Origin of the sequence: Nocardia sp. NPDC050793, assembly GCF_040654065.1 — a bacterium.
GTDB lineage: Bacteria > Actinomycetota > Actinomycetes > Mycobacteriales > Mycobacteriaceae > Nocardia.
Genome location: NZ_JBFAHG010000002.1, coordinates 1,083,460 through 1,103,467 on the forward strand (window position 1 = coordinate 1,083,460; position 20,008 = coordinate 1,103,467).

At 69.0% G+C, this 20,008-nt stretch carries 17 protein-coding genes and 1 tRNA gene; 10 read left to right on the forward strand and 8 right to left on the reverse strand.

The window, feature by feature from the left end:
* Positions 1–18 precede the first annotated feature (18 nt).
* The 7 genes from AB0H50_RS10400 (at position 19) to AB0H50_RS10430 (ending at position 6,443) form a co-directional block, all read left to right on the forward strand.
* Positions 19–204, forward strand: coding sequence for a rubredoxin (locus tag AB0H50_RS10400; protein ID WP_357449240.1), 186 nt, complete (start codon positions 19–21; stop codon positions 202–204).
* Positions 201–1,436, forward strand: a complete 1,236-nt coding sequence (locus AB0H50_RS10405; protein ID WP_357449242.1) for an FAD-dependent oxidoreductase — start codon at positions 201–203, stop codon at positions 1,434–1,436. Before AB0H50_RS10400 ends, AB0H50_RS10405 begins: the two co-directional genes overlap by 4 nt.
* Positions 1,437–1,527: 91 nt before the next feature.
* Positions 1,528–1,977, forward strand: a complete 450-nt coding sequence (locus AB0H50_RS10410; RefSeq protein WP_357449244.1) for a Fur family transcriptional regulator — start codon at positions 1,528–1,530, stop codon at positions 1,975–1,977.
* A gap of 71 nt (positions 1,978–2,048) precedes the next feature.
* Positions 2,049–3,524 (forward strand): catalase, encoded by a 1,476-nt coding sequence (locus tag AB0H50_RS10415; protein ID WP_357449246.1) that lies wholly within the window; start codon positions 2,049–2,051, stop codon positions 3,522–3,524.
* A 124-nt stretch (positions 3,525–3,648) separates the two neighbouring features.
* Positions 3,649–4,257: a hypothetical protein gene (locus AB0H50_RS10420; protein ID WP_357449248.1), complete on the forward strand. Its 609-nt coding sequence runs from the start codon at positions 3,649–3,651 to the stop codon at positions 4,255–4,257.
* A 629-nt stretch (positions 4,258–4,886) separates the two neighbouring features.
* Positions 4,887–5,378, forward strand: coding sequence for a hypothetical protein (locus AB0H50_RS10425; RefSeq protein ID WP_357449250.1), 492 nt, complete (start codon positions 4,887–4,889; stop codon positions 5,376–5,378).
* A 360-nt stretch (positions 5,379–5,738) separates the two neighbouring features.
* Positions 5,739–6,443, forward strand: a complete 705-nt coding sequence (locus tag AB0H50_RS10430) for an arsenate reductase ArsC (protein ID WP_357449253.1) — start codon at positions 5,739–5,741, stop codon at positions 6,441–6,443.
* Here the strand turns inward: AB0H50_RS10430 and AB0H50_RS10435 are convergent.
* From AB0H50_RS10435 to AB0H50_RS10450, 4 genes are all read right to left on the reverse strand, one after another.
* Positions 6,419–7,654 carry an FAD-dependent monooxygenase gene (locus tag AB0H50_RS10435; RefSeq protein ID WP_357449255.1) on the reverse strand — a complete coding sequence of 412 codons (1,236 nt, stop codon included), beginning with the start codon at positions 7,652–7,654 and terminating at the stop codon, positions 6,419–6,421. The genes AB0H50_RS10430 and AB0H50_RS10435 overlap by 25 nt on opposite strands.
* Positions 7,655–7,806: 152 nt before the next feature.
* Positions 7,807–9,540: an allophanate hydrolase gene (gene atzF / locus AB0H50_RS10440; RefSeq protein WP_357449257.1), complete on the reverse strand. Its 1,734-nt coding sequence runs from the start codon at positions 9,538–9,540 to the stop codon at positions 7,807–7,809.
* The gene (gene uca, locus AB0H50_RS10445) at positions 9,541–13,281 is read right to left on the reverse strand and encodes an urea carboxylase (protein ID WP_357449440.1); all 3,741 of its coding nucleotides are present in this window, start codon (positions 13,279–13,281) and stop codon (positions 9,541–9,543) included. It abuts the gene before it with no gap.
* Positions 13,278–13,985, reverse strand: a complete 708-nt coding sequence (locus tag AB0H50_RS10450; RefSeq protein WP_357449259.1) for a GntR family transcriptional regulator — start codon at positions 13,983–13,985, stop codon at positions 13,278–13,280. Before AB0H50_RS10450 ends, uca begins: the two co-directional genes overlap by 4 nt.
* Before the next feature lie 394 nt (positions 13,986–14,379).
* On the opposite strand from AB0H50_RS10450, the gene AB0H50_RS10455 reads away from it, so the two are divergent.
* Positions 14,380–14,550: a hypothetical protein gene (locus tag AB0H50_RS10455; RefSeq protein ID WP_357449261.1), complete on the forward strand. Its 171-nt coding sequence runs from the start codon at positions 14,380–14,382 to the stop codon at positions 14,548–14,550.
* A 330-nt stretch (positions 14,551–14,880) separates the two neighbouring features.
* Here AB0H50_RS10455 and AB0H50_RS10460 read toward each other — a convergent pair whose 3' ends face one another.
* On the reverse strand, positions 14,881–15,471 hold the full coding sequence (locus AB0H50_RS10460; RefSeq protein WP_357449263.1) for a TetR/AcrR family transcriptional regulator: 591 nt from the start codon (positions 15,469–15,471) through the stop codon (positions 14,881–14,883).
* Positions 15,472–15,532: 61 nt separating this feature from the next.
* Here AB0H50_RS10460 and AB0H50_RS10465 point away from each other — a divergent pair, with 61 nt between their 5' ends.
* Positions 15,533–16,909: an FAD-dependent oxidoreductase gene (locus AB0H50_RS10465; RefSeq protein ID WP_357449265.1), complete on the forward strand. Its 1,377-nt coding sequence runs from the start codon at positions 15,533–15,535 to the stop codon at positions 16,907–16,909.
* Between the two features lie 102 nt (positions 16,910–17,011).
* On the opposite strand, the gene AB0H50_RS10470 is transcribed toward AB0H50_RS10465, so the two are convergent.
* The 3 genes from AB0H50_RS10470 to AB0H50_RS10480 all read right to left on the reverse strand — a co-directional run bounded on the left by AB0H50_RS10470 (position 17,012) and on the right by AB0H50_RS10480 (position 19,318).
* Positions 17,012–17,085 (reverse strand) — tRNA-Pro (locus tag AB0H50_RS10470).
* A 60-nt stretch (positions 17,086–17,145) separates the two neighbouring features.
* Positions 17,146–18,216 (reverse strand): hypothetical protein, encoded by a 1,071-nt coding sequence (locus tag AB0H50_RS10475; RefSeq protein WP_357449267.1) that lies wholly within the window; start codon positions 18,214–18,216, stop codon positions 17,146–17,148.
* A gap of 139 nt (positions 18,217–18,355) precedes the next feature.
* Positions 18,356–19,318 (reverse strand): metallophosphoesterase, encoded by a 963-nt coding sequence (locus tag AB0H50_RS10480; protein WP_357449269.1) that lies wholly within the window; start codon positions 19,316–19,318, stop codon positions 18,356–18,358.
* A gap of 189 nt (positions 19,319–19,507) precedes the next feature.
* Here AB0H50_RS10480 and AB0H50_RS10485 point away from each other — a divergent pair, with 189 nt between their 5' ends.
* Complete coding sequence (locus tag AB0H50_RS10485) at positions 19,508–19,972, forward strand: GatB/YqeY domain-containing protein (RefSeq protein ID WP_357449271.1); 465 nt, start codon at positions 19,508–19,510, stop codon at positions 19,970–19,972.
* Positions 19,973–20,008: the final 36 nt, after the last annotated feature.

Consider the following 20,008-nt stretch of genomic DNA (forward strand, 5'->3'; position numbering starts at 1 on the left):
TACAGCAGGACACGAACGATGAGCACCGATTACAAACTCTTCCGATGCGCGCAGTGCGGCTTCGAATACGACGAAGCGCTCGGCTGGCCGGAGGACGGCATCGAGCCGGGCACCCGCTGGGACGACATCCCCGACGACTGGTCCTGCCCCGATTGCGGCGCGGCCACAGCGGATTTCGAGATGGTCGAGGTCAGTCGCGCATGACCGAACGGATCGTGATCGTCGGCGCGGGGGTCGCGGGCGCCACCGCAGCCAAGACCCTTCGCGCCGAGGGATATTCGGGACGCATCGTGCTGCTCGGTGCCGAAGACGGCCTGCCGTATCGGCGTCCCATGGTTTCGAAGGAAATGCTGGCGGGCGTCGCGGTCGAACGAAGGGCGCTGATCGAATCCGCGGAGTCCTGGCGTGACAAGGACATCGAGCTCCGCACCGGCGTCACGGTGGAAGAGATCGACACCGAGCGCAGGCAGGTGCGACTGGCGACTGGCGAGGCGCTCGGCTACGACCGTCTGCTGCTGGCGACCGGTGCGCGCGCCCGCAGTCTGCCCGCTCCGCAGCGCAATGTGCACACCCTGCGCGGCGTCGCCGATGTCGGGCCGCTGCGCACGGCGATCGGCGCGGGCAAATCGCTGTTGATCGTCGGCGGCGGCCTGATCGGCTGCGAGGTCGCCGCGACCGCGCGGTCACTCGGCGCCGAAGTGACCGTCGTGCACGCCGGATCGGCGCCGCTCGACCGGGTCGCCCCGCCCTCGGTCGGCTCGTTCTATCGAAAGCTGCACGCCGACAATGGCGTCGAGATCTTGGACGAGGTGACGCTGACCCGCCTGGAGGGCCACGAGGACGGCGTCACCGCGACCGCACGCGACGGCCGGACGTGGGCGGCGGGCGTAGCGCTGATCGCCATCGGCTCGGTTCCCGACACCGAGCTCGCCGAGGCGGCCGGGCTGGCCGTCGACAACGGCATCCTCGTCGACGAGCACTACCGCACCTCCGCACCGGGGGTCTACGCGGCGGGCGACGCGGCCAACCGATTCGATCCCGGCCTCGGCGTGCACGAACGCACCGAACACTGGAACAGCGCGCTGGCCCAGGGGGCGGCCGCCGCGAAAGCGATGCTCGGCAAACCGGTCGCCCGCCAAGACGTCTCGTGGGGATGGTCTACCCAGTACGGGATCAACCTGCAATTCGCGGGTCGGCTGCGGCACGACGACGATTTCGTGCTGCGCGGCACGCTCGCCGAGCCGAATTTCACCGTTCTCGCCCTGCGCTGTCGTCGCTTGGTCGGCGCGGTCGCCATCGCGAGGCCGTCGGACATTCGCGCGGCGCGCGAGCTGATCGGTCACGGCGCGGTTCTCGACCTCGTCGCGTGGTCCGACGAATCGCTGGACCTGGCCGAACTCGTCTCCCGGCACCGCGTCGGCGCCGCGCGGGGCTGAGCCATCTCCATCGCGCTGAGCTGGTCGTCCTATCAAAACTGGAAGAGATCATTTTCTTGACTAATTCAAGAAAAGCTTCCATCATGGGTTCATGCACACCGACGACGCCGACCCTTGCGCCTGGCTGCGATCGGCGGGCTTGCGGATAACCGCCCCGCGGGTCGCGGTGCTGAACGCGGTTGCCGCCCGACCGCATTCGGACGCCGATCTGGTGGCTGCCACGGTCAGGGAGACCCTGGGCTCGGTGTCCACACAGGCCGTCTACGACGTGCTGCACGCCTGTGTGCGGGCCGGGATCTTGCGGCGCATCGAACCCGCAGGCTCACCCGCGCTGTACGAGACCAGGATCGGCGACAACCACCACCACCTGGTGTGCCGGAACTGCGGCACGGTCGTCGACGTGGACTGTGTCGTCGGCAGTGCCCCGTGCCTGGAACCGCTGACCGATCACGGATTCGTGGTCGACGAAGCCGAGGTCGTGTTCTGGGGCCTGTGCCCGACCTGCCGCTCGCCCGAGCGGCGCCCGGACGGGGTGGATTGATCCCCGCTCACTTCGACAGCCCGGGTCAGCCCGTTCCCGGGGACGTTGCTCAGCCACGAAGGAGGCTTCGAATGACCAAGCCGACCACAACGAACACCGGAACGCCCGTCGAAAGCGACGACGAATCGCTCACCGCGGGTACACAGGGCCCGATCCTGCTGCACGACCACTACCTGATCGAGAAGCTCGCCCAGTTCAACAGGGAACGGGTGCCGGAGCGCATCGTGCACGCCAAGGGCGCCGGCGCCTACGGTGAACTGGTCGTCACCAACGACGTCAGCGAGTACACGAAGGCCAAGCTGTTCCAGCCCGGCGCGCGCACCGAATCGCTGGTCCGGTTCTCCACCGTCGCGGGCGAGCAGGGCAGTCCCGACACCTGGCGCGACCCGCGCGGTTTCGCGGTGAAGTTCTACACCGAGGACGGCAACTACGACCTCGTCGGCAACAACACCCCGATTTTCTTCATCAAGGACCCGATCAAGTTCCCCGACTTCATCCGCTCGCAGAAGCGGTTGCCGGGCAACGGGCTTCGCGATCACAACATGCAGTGGGACTTCTGGACCCTGCGTCCGGAGACCGCGCACCAGGTGACCTGGCTGATGGGCGATCGCGGCATCCCGAAGACGTACCGGCACATGAACGGCTACGGCTCGCACACCTACCAGTGGATCAACGCCGCCGGTGAGCGCTTCTGGGTGAAGTACCACTTCAAGACCGATCAGGGCATCGAGTACCTGACCCAGGCCGAGGCCGACCGGATCGCGGGTGCCGACGCCGATAACCACCGCAAGGACCTGTGGGAGGCGATCGAGCGCGGCGAGTTCCCGAGCTGGACGGTGTACGTGCAGGTGATGCCGGTCGCCGAGGCGGAGGGCTACCGCTTCAACCCGTTCGACCTGACCAAGGTGTGGTCGCACGAGGACTACCCGCTGATCGAGGTCGGCAAGTGGACCCTGAACCGTAACCCGGCGAACTACTTCGTCGACATCGAGCAGGCCGCCTTCGAGCCGTCGAATGTCGTTCCCGGCATCGGCTTCTCGCCGGACAAGATGCTGCTCGGCCGCGTATTCGCTTACGCGGACGCGCACCGCTACCGGATCGGGACCAACTACGCGCAGCTCCCGCCGAACCGGGCGCGGGCCGCGGAGGTGAACTCCTACTCCAAGGAGGGCGCCATGCGGTACCACTACAACGACGCGAGTGTGCCTGTGTACGCGCCCAATTCGTTCGGTGGCCCGCACGCCGACCCGGAACGTGCTGGAGACGCAGGCATCTGGGACTTCGATCCGACCATCGTGCGCGCCGGGTACGTCCAGCACGCGGAGGACGGCGACTTCACCCAGGCGGGCACCCTCGTCCGTGAGGTGCTGAACGACGACCAGCGGAACCGGTTGGTGGACAACATCGTCGGGCACGTGCTCGGCGGCGTCCGCGAGCCGGTGCTTTCCCGGGTCTTCGAGTACTGGAAGAACGTCGACGCGGAGCTCGGCAAGCGCGTCGAGGAGGGCGTGCGTGCCGGATCGAACGGTTCCACCCCGCGGGGCTGACGTTCGCGAACAGCAAAGGTGCGCACCGAAACAGGTGCGCACCTTTTGCGTTCTCTCACAGCGGTTCTCGCGATAGCCACCCTCGAACGCGTTCGCGGAACGCGGGATCCAAGCCGTCGACCCGATGGCCGTTGCGGTGCTTGCTTTCAACGGGCTCGGCGCCACCATGGCGGGCAAGCTCGGCAACCGCAGCATCACCGCCTTCGGCCTGACGGTGACCGCCGCGGGCTTCGGTCTGCTCACCCTGCTGGAACCCACCTCCGAGTTCTGGCTGCCCGCGCTCGCCATGGCCGTCATGGGCAGCGGCTTCGGTCTGGCGATGCCCGCGACGATCGGCGCGCTGATGGGCGCGGTGCCCGGCGAGCACGCCGGCGTCCGCTCCGCGCTCAACGACACCATCCAGCAGGCGGGCGCCGCCCTCGGCGTCGCGGTGCTCGGCGCGGTGCTGTCCACCACCTACTCCGACGCGATGCCCGCCGACGCACCGGAATCCGGCCGCGAGTCCATCTCCGACGCCCTCACCATCAGCACCGCCACCGGCGACACCGGCTTGGCCGCGGCCGCCAGAGACGCCTTCACCTCCGGCATGTCGACCACCTTCATCGTCGCCGCCTGCTCGGTGCTCTGCGCAGCCGCGCTGTCGTTGGTGCTGCTGCGCGAACGTAAGTCGGACACCGACGCGCCGGTTCCCGACTCGGACGAATCCGCCGAGGTCCTCGCCGAATCACGCTGAGCGACAGAAGAACCGGCATCGGTGCGCACCCGAACGGGTGCGCACCTTTCGCAACGTATTTCTGCACGGCGTCCACTTTCGGTTCGCCGCGTGTCTCACTGCCGCGTTGTTCGCACAGGAGCACCAGGCTCGGCATTACGTCGACGCTGTCACGGTGGTGTTGGCGGATAGCGACGGCCTACCGCGCCTGCCTTGTGAACGCCTGTACTTGGAGCCACAAGCACGAATCATCGTGCCGAACGGAGGACCGGCCCGGGGCACGGTTTTCGGTCTTCGGGCGGCGTGCACGGCGCGCCCGAAGCGGAGTGCAGATCGCCGCCGGGCGGCGGATCGACCCTGATGGATGGACCTGGCCGGGTGTACGGCCAGGTGCACTTCGCTACAGCAGACCCCACCAGTACAGCACTGTGGCAAGGATCCAGACCACCACGGTTTCCATCGTCGCTCCAATCATCGATCACACCGATTCCATCATCGCTCGCGCGGCGGGAAAGTGTTAGCGAACCCGAATCTACCTGCGGATTCGTCCATGCAAGGTGTTCTTAAGGGCGCGCCAAGACGCGGGCCGCATTGTTTGTGACAACACCGGATCGACCGGAACCACGGACCTGACGAAGGACGCACAGACGATGATCGGCAAGCTGACCACCGCCCTCGCTCTCTCGACGACCACCGCCGCCCTGATGTTCGGCGCCGGCGCCGCGACGGCGGACACCGGCGTCCCCGGTGTCGCCCTCACCGGCCAGGCCACCTGCACCCACAAGGACGACCGGATCGAGATCGAGATCGCCGCCCCGGTCGTCTACGCCCAGCCCGGCTACCGCCCCGGCGAACACCAGCAGATCCGCTACCGCACCGTCGTCTACGACGCCGCCCAGCACACGCTGGCCAGCGCGGGGGAGTGGGAGAAGGGCAAGGCCACCGACACCAAGCCCGCCGAGATGGACGACACCAAAGTGAAGGTGCTGCGCAACGACCCGAACGCCTATCGGGTCGTGCAGCAGGTCGAGTGGCTGGCGCCGGACGGGGAGAACCCGGTCGCCAGCACCGATCTCGCCGCCACCGGCTACCTGATCAAGGACGGCCGCACCGTACTCGGCACCTTCGAGTACTGCCAGTAACCAGGGGGAAGGGGGGGGACAAGCCACCACCGGGGGTGGGAACCGGGCGCGACCTGTCCACGAGGGGTGACAGGTCGGGCCCCGGGGATAACCCGGCCGGGTCGGTCCGACGAGGGGTGACCGACCCGGCCGGATCCCTCCGGCGGCGCCATCGACGGCTCTTCCTGGAGCTGGTGGGCGAAGGAGGATCGCCCCCTGCCGAAGGTAACCGTCCGGTCGCAGGCCAGGAGTTCCGCCCCAAGGTATGGGCGGGCCGGTTCACGAGGGGTAACCGGCCCGCCCCATCGTTGTCACCTCGGTGAATCGCGTTCACGGTAAGTTCGTTTGCGGCGTCGAACATGCGGCTGTCACGCTGGATGGATGGAACGCTCAGTCCTGCCGACCGGGCCTGCCTATCGCCTGTTGGCTCTCGATCACGAGACGCAGTTGCGCCTCGCCGAAAAGCGGCTGCTCGACGAGTTCGCCACCATGTTCGCGCCCGAAATCGTTGTCGGTTACCTCTTTTCGTCGTACGAGGCGTTCGTCGAGCGGGCCTCGGTGACGCTGTACCTGCCGACGCTCGCGGAACGATTCGCCCGCCAGCAGCTGGAAGCCAGGGCGAAGGTGGAAGGCAAAGTGGCGCAACCGCGTCCGACGGTCTTGTTCCTGTGCACCCACAACGCGGGCCGCTCTCAGATCGCGCACGGCTTCTTCGCGCACTTCGCTCGCGGCCGGGCGGTGGCCTGGTCGGGCGGCTCGGAGCCGAGCGCGCAACTCAATCCCGCTGCGATCGCCGCAATGGCCGAGATCGGCATCGATATCGCGGGCGAATATCCGAAACCCTGGACCGACGAGATCATTCGCGCCGCCGACGTGATCGTCACGATGGGCTGCGGAGACACCTGCCCGCTGGTGCCTGGCCCGCGCTATCTGGAGTGGATCATCGAGGACCCGGCCGGACTGGAGGTCGAGCAGGTGCGGCCCATCCGCGACGACATCGGGCAGCGGGTCGAGGGCCTGCTCGCGGAACTCGGTGTGCGGGTGGGCGATAGCCGCCGCGCTCAGGCGACCGGCCGCGCCGAGTAATCGGGCAGTTCGTAGGACTCGGTCGCGGTGAGCATCCGCATCATCAGTGGTTTCATCGCTTTGGTCGTCATCAAGCGGGACACCGCCTGCCCCACTCGGATGCCGAACCGGGTCTTCGGGGTCATCGCCCGCAGGCCGCCGGGCGGCAGCTCCTGTGCCTTGGCGACGAAGGGGCGAAGCACTTCCTGGTAGCGGGTCAGCGCGCGCTCCGGATCCGTTGCGTGCGCGGCGATTTCACCCGCCAGCACGTAGGCCCCCACCAGGGCCATCGCGGTGCCCTGTCCGGTCAGCGGCGAACCGCAGTATCCGGCGTCGCCGAGCAGGGCGACCCGGCCGCTGACCCAGCTCGGCATGTCGATGCGGGCCAGTTCGTCGAAGTAGAAGTCCTCGGCCTCGGTCATCGCGGCGCTGATCACGGCCGAATGCCAGCCGCCACCCGCGAGGCGCTCCCTGATGAACTGCTGCTGCGCCTCGACATCGCGGCGCAGCGCCGGATCGGCGGCGGCGCGCAGCATGACAATGGCCTTGGAGGTCACCGGATCGGCGTCCGGGCGCAGTCCGATGCCGGTCGCGCCGACCAGCGAGTGCATCGAGAACCAGTGCGGCTCGGTGCCTTTCGGGGTCGGCATGGTGAAGAAGGACATGTAGCCGCCGAGGTAGGTGGCGAAGTCCTCTTCCGGGCCGAACACCAATCGCCTTGTCGCGGAGTGCAGTCCGTCGGCGCCGATGAGGATGTCGAAGCGTTCGACGGCGCCGGAGGCGAAGGTGACCTCCACGCCCGCCGCGTCCTGTCCGACATCGGTGATCCACTCGCCGTAGCGGTAGTCGGCCCCGCCCTCCTTCGCCAGCGCGTCGAGCAGAACCTCGTTCAGATCGCCCCTGGTGATCTCGATTTCGGCGACGCCGCCCTTGCCGTCGAACAGCTCGGCGGGCATGCGCAGGGTCTCGCGACCCTCGGTGTCGACGTAGAGCATGCCGCGCTCGTCCAGCTGCCGGGCTCGGATGCCGGGCATCAGGCCCATGCGCTCGGCGACGTCCCGGCTCGGTCCGCGCAGGTCGACCGCCTGTCCGCCGGGCCGCGGCACGGCGGCGCGCTCGACGACGGTGGTCTCGATGCCCGCGCGAATCAGTTGCAGCGCGACGGCATTGCCGCCGATGCCACCACCGCTGATCAGCACGCGCGGGGAGTTCGGGGTGGGGGAGATGCTCATGACCGGTTCCTCGTTAGATCGAATGTCTAAGACAAATGTCTAACAGAAGGATTGCACGTTTGTCTAGTACAAATGTCTGAAACTGTGCTGAACAGGACTTATGCACACCGATGGCCCGGCAGTGCGGAGCTGCCGGGCCATCGGGCACGGAATCAGTTGGCGGCGTTCAGGTACGCCTTCCAGCCGCCGAATTCGGTGATATCGGCGGCGGTCAGCGCCGCGTCGTACGTGCAGGCGAAACCGACCACCGATCGGCCGTCATCGAGCTCGATGCTGGTCAATGCCATCGGCGCGGGCAGTTCCGCGAGGAAGCCGCCGAGTCCGGCGCGCGAGACGCTGAACAACTCGCCGAGGATCGGCGCGCCGAGGCCCGCGCCGTGCCGGACCAGCCCCGGCTTGGCGGGCACGGTGTCGAGAGCAGTGAGCCGATAGGCATCGCTGGTGCGGATCTCCCCGGCGAACCGTGCGCCGATCCGCTCGAGCTGCCAGTGCAGCGGCTGGCCGCGCAGATGCGCGCCGAACACGGCTAGTTCGACGCCGCCCCCGACCAGCAGCGGCGCCTGCACGAGGCCACCCATGCGGGCGGCGATATCGATTGCGACCTGATCGCCGAAGGCGGGCGTCATCACCATCACGCCGAAGGGAGCGCCCGCCGCGGTCGGCGTGCCTGGCACGGCGACCGCGGCCATGTCGAGCAGGTTGCAGAAGTTGGTGTAGGTGCCCATGCGCCGGTTGATGGCGATCGGATCCGCCTGCACCGCGGCGATACTCGGGTGCTCGGTGGTGGTCGGAAGCAGCAGCGCGTCGCAGTCCCGTAGCAGTAGCGCCGCAGCGGCGCGCGCACGGGTCAGCGCGTCGAGGTCGGCGGCGAAGGCGGGACCGGTGGTGGACGCGGCCGCGCCGATGATGGCCGCCACCGTGGGGTCCGCGCCCGCCGGACGGGTCGCCAGGAATTCGCCCACCGCCGCGTAGCGTTCCGCGACGATCGCGCCGTCGTAAAGCAGGCGGGCGGCTGCCAGCAGCGGCGAAATATCCAGCTCGACCGTCTCGATGCCGGAATCGACCACGGCGGCAACGGTTCTGGTGAAGGCGTCGCGGTAGTCGTCGGTCAGCACGGCGAGGTCGGCGGCGCGCGGCACCGCCAGCCGCGGGGTTCGCGGCGCGGCGAACCGCACGTCGGCGGGCCAGGCGCGGCTGCGCGGGTCGCCCGCATCGGCCCCCGCCATCACGGCCGCGGCGGCTACCGCCCCGTCGAGATCCTTCGCGAACACCGTGACGGCGTCGTAGTCGGCGCAGGCCGGGACGAGCCCGTGCGCGGGGATGATCCCCAGCGTGGCTTTGATGCCGACGATGCCGTGCAGCGCCGCGGGCACCCGCCCCGACCCCGCGGTGTCGGTGCCGACGCCGACGTCGACGAGTCCGAGCGCGACCGCGACCGCCGAGCCCGACGACGAGCCGCCGGAGATCAGCTCGAGACGATCGGCGTGCCGGACCGCGCCGTACGGGCTCCTGGTGCCGACCAGGCCGGTGGCGAACTGGTCCAGGTTCGTCTTGCCGAGCACGATCGCCCCGGCCGCTTGCAGCCGTGCGACGGCGGCCGCGGTAACCGTTGCCGGATAGGCGAATTCGGGACAGGCAGCGGTGGTGGGCAAGCCGGCCACGTCGATGTTGTCCTTGACCGCGACCAGCTGTCCGGCCAGCGGCAGCGTCTCGCCCGCGGCCAGCCGCCGCTCCACCTCGGCCGCGTCGGCGACGGCCTCGTGCTCCGGTCGCAGCGTGATCCACACCTCGGGGCGATCCACCTCGGCGATGCGGCGATAGGCGGCCGCGACCCGCGCGGTGGGCGAGTCCCGATGGGCGGTCGCGCCGAGAACGCCTGCGGTCATTCAGTCCACTCCGATCACTGCTAGCGGGGTACCCGGCGCCACCTTGGCGCCCGGTGCGGTCAGCACCCTGAGTACCGTGCCCGCGCCCGGGCTGTGCACCGGCAGCTCGAGTTTCATCGCCTCCAGGATGGCGACCGGCGCACCGGCATCGAGCCGCTGGCCCTCCTCGACCTCGACGCGCCACACATTGCCGATCATCGGCGCCGTCACCACGGTCGCATCGGCGGGCAGCCCGGCCAAGGGATCGGCGACGGGTTCCGGCGGGGCGGGTGCGGTCGGAGTGCGCTCGAACTCGCCCGCCGCGTGCCACGCGCGCTTCTCTGCTTCGAATGCGGCCGTCTGCCGCTTCTCGAATTCTGCTATTGCGTCCGCATTTTCGGCGAGCAAGCGCAGGTGGTCGGCCAGTGCGAAGGTGCCGTCGCCGACCTCGGCGTCGAAGCGGCCGGCGGCAGCCGCCGCACGGTGCTCGAGCAATTCCTCAGGGCTCACCGGCTCCCAGACGATCCGGTCGAAGAACCGGAACAGCCACGGGGTGCCCCGCTCGAAAGGCGCGGACTGCCGGTAACTGGACCAGATCGGCACGGTGCGGCCGATCAGCTGGTAACCGCCGGGCGAGGCCATCCCGTACACGCACAGGTACTTCCCGCCGATGCCGACCGCGTCCGATGGCGTCCAGGTGCGCGCCGGGTTGTACTTGGTGGTCACCAGGCGGTGTCGCGGATCGAGCGGAACGGCCAGCGGCGCACCGAGATACACGTCGCCGAGGCCGAGCACCAGGTATTCCGCGTCGAACACCGTGTCGCGCACTTGCTCGACGCTGTCGAGTCCGTTGATGCGCCTGATGAATTCGGTGTTCGAGGGCAGCCACGGCGCGGTGTCGCGCACGCCGCTGCGGTAGCGGTCGATCGCCTCGGCGATGGAGGGATCGTCGAACGAGAGCGGCAGGCGGATGGTCCGGCTCGGCACCACCAGGTCGTGGGTGGCGGGCAGCTCCGCCTCCAGCTCGGCAAGCGTGCCGAGCAGCCGGTGCTGGGCGAGCACGTCCGGATCGAAGTGGATGTGCAGTGAGCGCACGCCGGGAGTGACGTCGACGATGCCGGGCAGGTTTGCCGCGGCCAGCGCCTCGGCGAGCGCGTGCACCCGCATGCGCAGGCCCAGATCCAGCACCATCTCGCCGTATTCGACGAGGATGTTGTCGTCGCCGCCGCGCAGGTACGTCACCCGAGGCCGGTCGGCATCGCCGGGCGTCGCGCCGAGGACGCCGCGATCGCCGATGGCGTCGCGGGCGCGGGACACCGTCGCCTTCGCGCGCCGATCGTCGGAGCGGCGTAGCGCGGTGGCCTCGGCGTCGTCGACGGGCACGAACCGGACAGTGTCGCCTGGACGCAGCTGTCCGAGCTTCCACCGGTGCGCCGAGACCACGGTGAGCGGGCAGGCGAAACCGCCGAGGCTCGGTCCGTCCGGACCGAGCAGAATCGGGGTGTCGCCGGAGACGTTGAGCGCGCCGACGCTGTAGGGGTTGTCGTGCAGGTTGGACGGGTGCAGTCCGGCCTCGCCGCCGTCGGCCCGCGACCACGTCGGCTTGGGGCCCTCCAGCCGGATGCCGGTGCGGTTGGCGTGGCTGCCCACCCGCCACGGGTGCGCCGCGAATTGCGCCATGTCCGCGTCGGTGAAATAGGCGGGTGCGGTTTGCGGGCCGATGCCGACCGCCAGTTGCCACTCGTGGGTGAATTCGGGTCGTACCGGCGTCGCGGCGGGTTCGCCCAACGCTGTGCCGGATGCGCCCGGCGTCGTCGTGGGTTCGATCGGTGCCGCGGCGGGTTCGCAAAGTCCGGTGGCGGATTCGCCCGGCGCCGCAGCAGATTCGCCCGGTGCCGTCGCGGGTTCCATCACCTCCACGCGGTCAGTGACGACGTGCAGGACATCGCCCGCCGCAACGGCTTTGCCTGTGGTCCCGCCGAATCCGCCGAGGGTGAAGGTGGACGCGCTGCCGTGGTAGAGCGGGGCGTCGAGGCCGCCGCGCACGGCGAGGTAGGTGCGCAGGCCGGTGTCGGTGGGTGCGCCGATGTCGAGTACCGCGCCCGCGGGGACCGTGATCGGTTCCCACATCGGCGCGGGGGTGTCATCGATGGTGATCGGTGCGTCCGCGCCGGTCACGCAGACCACCGTGGTGGCGGCGAAGCGCAGACGCGGGCCCTGGAGCGTGCACTCCAGCGCGGGCAGGCGCGGCGGATTGCCGACGGCGACATTGGCGCCGGTGAACGAGAGGTCGTCCATCGGGCCGGACGGCGGAATGCCGACCTCCCACAGGCCGATTCGACCGGGAAGGTCCTGGATGGTGGTCATTGTTCCGCCGCGCAGCACGTCGATGCGCGTCGCCGCGGGGTGGATGTCGGCCAGCGTGCCGGTGTCGTGTGCCGCGTCGCGAACTCGAGGATCCGTTGCCGCAGAGCGCAATTGGGCGATATTCGTCTGAACGCCGTGGATCCGGGTCGCGGCGAGCGCGTCCGCCAGGCTGTCCAGGGCGGCGTCGCGGGTCGGCGCCGCGGCGATCACCTTGGCCAGCAGCGGGTCGTAGTACGGGCTCACCTCGGTGCCGGTGCCGACCCAGGTGTCGACGCGCACGTCGGAGGGGAACTCGGCGGCCGTGACAAGCCCGGCGCTCGGCCGGTAGTCCTGGCCGGGATCCTCGGCGTAGACCCGGGCCTCGACGGCACAGCCGGACTGTGCCGGACCGGTCTCCGGCACGCCGTCCAGCACGGTGGCGTCCCCGCCCGCCAGGCGCAGCATCCATTCGACCAGGTCGACGCCGGTGATCGCCTCGGTCACCGGGTGTTCCACCTGGAGCCGGGTGTTCATCTCGAGGAACGAGGCCGCGCCGCGCTCGGAGTCGTAGACGAATTCCACGGTGCCCGCCGAGCGGTAGCCGACCGATCTGGCCAGCTCTCTGGACGTGGTGAGCAATTGTTCGGTCAGCTCCTCGCCGAGCCCCGGCGCGGGCGCTTCCTCGATCACCTTCTGGTTGCGCCGCTGCAACGAGCAGTCCCTGGTGCCGAGGCTGACCACCCGGCCGACCCCATCGCCGAACAGCTGCACCTCGACGTGCCTGGCGCGCGCCACGAAACGCTCCAGGAAGACGCCCGCCGACGAGAAGTTCGTCGCGGCAAGGCGCTGCACCCGGAGATAAGCCGTGCGGAGTTCGTCTGCGGTGAAACAGCTCTGCATGCCGATGCCGCCACCGCCGCCGACGGCCTTGAGCATCACCGGGAAACCGATCCGCTCCGCCTCGGCCACCGCGTGCTCGGCCGAATCCAGCAGACCGCTGCCGGGAATCAGCGGAACGCCGACTCGTCTCGCGGCCTCGCGAGCGGTGTGCTTGTCACCGAAGATGCGCAGCTGCGCCGGTGTCGGGCCGACGAACGCGATGCCCGCTTCGGCCACGGCTGTCGCGAAATCAGCGTTCTCCGAGAGGAATCCGTAGCCGGGGTGGATCGCTCCCGCGCCGGTCGCCAGCGCCGCCTCGATCACCATGTCGGCGCGCAGATAAGACTCGGCGGCCTGCGCCGGGCCCAGACGCACCGCGGCATCGGCGAATTCGACGTGCGGTGCGGCGGCATCCGCATCGGAGTAGACGGCGACGGTCTTCAGGCCGAGCGCTTTCGCGGTGCGCAGCACCCGGACCGCGATCTCGCCGCGATTGGCGACGAGCACAGTATCGAACTCCACCGTGGGGCTCCCTATTCAGTTGCCAGCGACATCGCCGTGATGGCGCGGGTGACCCGCTCCAGGACGACGTCCAGTGATTCCCCGATATGGGTGTGCAGCAGGCGATAAGCCAGCGGCAGGTCCTCGGCCAGCACCGCGTCGAGGATCGCGAGGTGCTCGGTGATGGTGGTTTCGATCCGGTTGTTGACCATGAAGTCGTACATGCGCACGTGCCGGATCCGGGAGTTCACCGATTTCAGCGCGCGCACCAGTTCGGCGTTGCCCGCGGCGGTCAGCAGCGTGACGTGGAATTCCTCGTCGCGCACCACGAAACCCGGCTCCTGCTCCGGCGGATCGGCCTGCAACTCGAGCCAGCTCGAGCGCTCGGCCTCCAGCAGCTCTCGGTCGTGTCGCACCTCGGGATTGCCGATGGCACGCTGAATCCCGCCCATTTCCAAGGTGATTCGCAACTCGTAGAGGTCGCGAATCAACGGGATGCTCGGCCGCACCGGGCTGAAGCCGTACTCCTCCCTGCGCAACAGCCCGTCCGAACACAGCACGGTGAGCGCTTCGCGGATCGGCGTGCGCGAAATACCGAAGCGCGCGGACAGTTTCGGCTCGGTGAGCCGCTCCCCGAACTTGATGTCACCGTTCATCAGCTCATCGCGCAACGTCGTATACACCACGTCCCGCAACGGCCGCCCCGATGCATCGGCCAGCGTGGTCACCCGTGTCGACATGCGTGTATACGCTATGGACCTCGCGTTTCCACCATGTGTCCGCAAGTTATCAAGCGGTAAGCGTCTCCTCACCGCCCCCTTCGCCCACCCTACCGCCGCTCACCCTCGTACCAGCTCCACCCGCAACCGATCCGCCGCGATACACATCTCGAGAACCCTTGTCGGGCAGGCACACCGCATCGAGAGTGGAGTTCACCGTGTGTGGAGGTGGGGTGGGAGAAGACTGCAACAGCGGGCTACACGGGGTTTGGTTGGTCGTCATATCGGGCGGTGATGCTTGGAGGCAGCCCCGGTACCGGGACGGTGCTGTCCCTCATCGGCATGCCGGCCGTGTGCGCCTTCGGCCTGCGGTCCCGGTGTCGGGGTGCCGACCTGTTGCCGCTGGGAGGAAGCCATGGATGCCTCCGTGTTCTTCGCATTGCTGGCGCTGGTGTGCGGGCTGCTCGCGGTGATCGCCGCGACCGTCTGGTGGCCGGTGCCGGGCCGACCGCCAGACGACTCACCGGAGCGACGCGCCGATCAATCCGGACATTCCTCGGGACACGCTGTACGACAGGACGTTTGACCGATCGCATCGCTCAGTGTGTGCACACCTCCCGTCGAGGGGCGGTGGACTCAGGTCCAGACACCGCGCCCAGAAGGGAGGTGGTGGGGGAATGGCGAAGCATCGCCGGAAGAAGAGCAAGGCCCCGGTCGATTACGGCATCCTGTTGTTGGTAGTTGCCGTGACCGCCGGGGCGCTCATGCTGGTCCATCGAGTACGGGCTAGTTGACCCACCGGGTGGGGCGTCGTCGCAAGCGGCGCTCCACCCTCTCGACATCACCGAAGTGACGCCACGAACTATACCGCCTGGGCGCCGCCCCTGTCTCGAAAGCGATTCCGGCGAAATCCGTGTCACCGCCCGGTGAGCCCCGCGAGTAGATCGCGCATCAGATCCACGGCTTGCGGGCGCCCACCGTCCACTTCGGTGAGCGTGAGCGAAAGTTCGGTGAGAGCTCCGTACAGTGCGCTGGCGAGCAGTTCGGCGGGGTAGGGCTTGATCAAGTCGTCTGCGAGCAGCGTGCGGGCGGCGTCGAGGACCAGGCCGCCGAGATGCTGCCGGTCCAGCTCGCGCCAGCGCTGCCAGCCGAGCGCGATGGGGCCGTCCATCAGCACGATCTTGCGGTAGTCGGCGTCGGCGCACACATCGAGGAACTCCTCGATACCGCGCTCGGCCTGTTCCATCGGATCCGAGCCCGTCGCCGTCGCCTCGCGTATCCGTTGCGCCGCTTGGCTTTCCAGTTCGTCGAAGACCGCTTCGAACAGGCCGCGCTTGCCGTCGAAGTGGTGGTACAGCGCGCCGCGGGTGAGGCCGGCGGCCCGGACCAGCTCCTCTGCCGACAGCTTGGCGTAGTCCCGCTCGACGAATAGGCGCCGCGCGGTGTCGAGCAGCGTCTGGCGGGTGTTCTCGGCGTATTTGTCCCGCATCGTCTTGACAGTCTCCATGCAACAGGCATATCACATACGTAGTGAATCTCGCATACACGTTGTATGAAAGCAGGTCGTAATGAGTGAATCGACGGACGTCGTTGTCGTCGGCGCGGGAGTGGCGGGGTTGGTGGCCGCTCGCGAGCTGGTCCGCGCCGGAAAGGAGGTGCTGGTCCTGGAGGCGCGGAAACGAGTGGGCGGACGGCTGCTCAGCGAAGACCTGCTGGAAGGCGTGCCGATCGAGATGGGCGGACAGTGGGTCGGCCCAGGACAGGACCGAGTGCTCGGCTTGATCGCCGAACTGGGACTCTCGACGTTCCCCACATATGTCGCCGGGCAGAACATCGGTGAGTTCGGTGGGACCCGTTCCATCTACACCGGCCGAATCCCCAAGCTGAACCCGCTCGCCCTCGCCGACATCGGGCAGGCGCAACTGCGGTTGGACCGGGTGGCGCGCGCCGTCGCCGAACGCGACCCGTGGCTCGCGCGCCACGCCGACCAGCTGGACGGGCAGACCTTCGCGACCTGGATGCGGCGGCATACCTACACGCCGACCGGCCGCGCCTTCCTTCGGATGGTCACCGAGGCGGTGTTCGCCGCCGAGCCGGAGGATATGTCCGCGCTGTGGGCGGCGTTCTACGTCGGCGCGGCGGGCGGGCTGGACGCGCTGATCGACACCGAGGGCGGCGCGCAGCAGGACCGCGTGGTCGGCGGCAGCCAGCGGATCGCGCTGACGCTCGCCGAGCAGCTCGGCGAGCGCGTTCTGCTCGACGCTCCGGTGACGGAACTGACCTGGAGCGACGGCGAGCTTCACGTATCGGCCGGGCGCACGGAGGTGTCGGCGCGACGCGCGGTGATCGCGGTCCCGCCGCCGCTGGCGTCCAGGATTCGCTACCTGCCCGGCCTCCCCGGCGGGCGCGATCAGCTCGTGCAGCGCATGCCGATGGGACGCGTCATCAAGATCAATGTCGCCTACTCGGAACCGTTTTGGCGCGCGCGGGGCTTCAGCGGACAGGCCAACAGCGATCGGCGGCCGCTCGGCACGGTCTTCGACAACACTCCGCAGGACGGCGCGCCGGGCGTGCTGGTCGGCTTCTTCGAAGGCAAGCACGCCGACGCCATGTCCCGGCTGACGCCCGCGGCGCGGCGAGCGCAGGTGCTGAACGACCTCGTCGGCTATTTCGGTCCTGCGGCGGCCGAGCCGATCGCCTACCTCGAACGCGACTGGGCCGAGGAAGAGTACAGCCGCGGCTGCTACGGCGCTTTCGCGACACCGTCCACCCTCACCCGTTTCGGCTCGGCGCTGCGCGCACCGATCGGACCGCTGCACTGGGCGGGCACCGAGACCGCCACCCGCTGGGCGGGATACATCGATGGTGCGGTGGAATCCGGCGAGCGGGCCGCGCGCGAGGTGCTCGCCGCGCTGGAGGGGCGGAACCGCGCGGCAGTGGACTGACCCGGTCGCGCAGCCGACGGGACCGCGCATTCGACCGGATAAAAGAAAGGGCCCCTGACCGAAATATCGGTCAGGGGCCCTGTCGTGTCTCAACCACACGAGTCGGGGTGACAGGATTTGAACCTGCGACCTCTTCGTCCCGAACGAAGCGCGCTACCAAGCTGCGCCACACCCCGTGAAGCGAACCTGCAGTAGCTTACAACAGGGAAGGTCCAGACGTTAAACCCGCAGGTCAATCAGCTTTCAAAGGAGCGGACGCTGCGGAAGATCCGCTTCGCGGACTCCGGGTCGACCGCGTTCGGGACGCCGGTGTCGGCGGCGATAACCATGACGAAGCTGCCGATGTCGGCGGAGGTGGCGAAGGTGTACACCGAGTATTCGGTGGCGCAGCCCGGCTTGGCGTCGGTGATGGCGCCCCTGGTCTCCACGAACGTGCCGTGCTGGGCTCCGTCGAGGGATTCCAGCGGCTGCGGGGCGCCGGGAACGCCGCCGCCCGGCGAGTTGGAGTAGGCGATCTTGGCCGTCTTCGTGCCGAGTTCGGTTGCGGCGCTCGCGGTATCGGTGTTGTCGGAGCCGGTGACGAATGCCACGGTGCGCGTCGATCCCGGGCAGTAGTCCTTGCCTTCGGTGGCGTATCCCTTGCCGCCGACGGTGTTGGGCGGCTTGCCGAACCCGCCCGAGGCTCCTGAATCGCCGACGGTCCAGTCGGCGGGCACGTCGTACGCGGCGCCGCTGTCGGGCACGACCACCACCTGGTACCCCGGCACCACCGGCGGACCCGCCTGTGCCGCCTGCCGCCGCGCCGGCGCCTTCGTTCCGGCGGAGGTGGTCAACGCGCTCACCATCGACGGCGTCCCGTCCGCACTGGCCTCGTCCGTGCCTCCCGCCACCGCCACTGCCACCGCGCCCGCGATCAATACCGTCGTCGCGACTCCGATACCGAGCCACGCCCGCCCGCCCGCCGCACGGGGCGGGTCCATTAGTCGCGGTTCGATCCAGAAGTCCCCGGGCGCGCCAGCGACCGCTCCCAGCGGCTGCGCCCACTCGTTGGACGCGCTGTAGTTCTGATTCGCCGAGGCTACCCCACCGAGCTGCTGAGTGCCGTGCCCGGTCAGGTCCAGCGGGACGTGCGATCCGGTTCCGTAGCCGCCCTGCGCCATGCCTCTGACGCCGGGCGAAAGTTGTGCGGCGGCTGGGGGATTCGGTGCGGCCGTGCCGTGGAACTCCGGAGCGGCGGCGCGCACCGGTGTGCCGGGCATGCCGCTGGCGGCGGGTTCGGTGCGTGGTTCGTCGAATCCTCTGCTCAAAGCCGTCCCCTGGTCGACCGATTCAAGTTTCGGCACGCGACCCTACCGGGTCGGCGAAGCACGGTCCGCGCCCGGTAAGGGCGGACAAGCCTTGCGCCGGTTGGCGTGTGGAGCTAGGGGAGCGCCGCGGCGGCGGCGCTCAGCGAGCGACGGTCTCCGAAGTCGAAAGCCCGTGGTTGTTCTCGGCGGCCGGACGCTTCGGGGGCGCGGCGACGAGGGTCAGCAGGGTCGCTTCGGGGCGGCAGCAGAACCGGTACGGCGCCCACGGCGAGGTGCCGATGCCTGCGGAGACGTGCAGCTGGGTGTGCTCGCCCCACTTCGACGGGCCCTTCACGCGCGACTTGTCGATGCCGCAGTTGGTGACCAGAGCGCCGTAGCCGGGCAGCACCAGCTGGCCGCCATGGGTGTGACCGGCGAGCACCAGGTCGTAGCCATCGGCGGCGAAGCGGTCGAGCACCCGGGGTTCGGGGGAGTGGGTGAGGCCGACGCGCAGGTCGGCCAGCGGGTTCGGGGCGCCCGCCACCGTGTCGTACCGATCGCGCTGCAGGTGCGGGTCGTCGACACCCGCGGTGGCGATCCGCACGCCCGCCACCTCGAGATCGCGGCGCACGTGGGTGAGATCGAGCCAGCCGCGTTCGGTGAACGCCGCCCGCAGGTCCTTCCACGGCAGCGGCGCGCCGTAGACGCGGCGGTGGTCCTTCTTGAAGTACTTCATCGGGTTCTTCGGCACCGGCGCGAAGTAGTCGTTGCTGCCGAAAACGAAAAGACCCGGGCGGGAAAGCAATCCGCCGAGGGCCTGAACCACCGCGGGCACCGACTTCTGGTGCGAGAGGTTGTCGCCGGTGTTGACGACCAGATCGGGCTCCAGCCGATCCAGCTCGCGCAGCCACTGCTGCTTGAGCTTCTGGCCGGGCATCATGTGCAGATCGCTGATGTGCAGCACGCGTAGGCTCGACGCACCGGGCGGCAGCACCGGCATGGTCGCCTCGCGCAGGACGAACGCGTTGCGTTCGATCAGCGAGGCATAGCCGATTCCGGCTACCGCGGCCCCGGTGGCTCCCAGCGCGGCTCGGCGGACAGCGGAGGTCGAGATTACGGGCATTTGCCCAGCATAGGTGAGGCTGCCTCAGAACGCCGAGTGTGTTTCCGCACAGGCCATCGGGCTCGGTCGCGCCGACCGGCGCCGAATCGTCCGAGAGGGTCCGCGAGCTGCGATCTTCCCCGTTCGCCTGCGCGACGCCGCGGCGAAATGTGATGGGCCACGGGACGGCGACCGGCTACCGTGTGCCTCATGTCGGAACTCAAAGATCGGCTGCGGACGGACATGACCGCCGCGATGAAAGCCAAGGACACGCTGCGGCTCGCGACGTTGCGCATGCTGCTGGCCGCGATCCAGAACGCCGAGGTAGCGGGCGCGGAGGCGCGTGCACTCTCCGACGCCGAGGTGATCGCGGTGCTGCAGAAGGAAGCGAAGAAGCGCAACGAGTCGGCCGAGGTCTACACCCAGGCCGGTCGCGGCGAGCTCGCCGCCAATGAACACGCCGAGGCAAGGATCATCGACGAGTACCTGCCGACCCAGCTGACCGAGGCCGAGATCGCCGACCTCGCCGACACCGCCATCGCCCAGGTCGCCGAGGAACTGGGCGAACGCCCCGGCATGCGCCAGATGGGACAGGTCATGAAGATCGCCACCGCCCTCGCCGAGGGCAAGGCCGATGGCTCGCGGATCTCCGCGGCCGTGAAAGCCCGGCTCTGAACCCTGCCCGAAACCAGAACCGCCGACCGAGCGCCG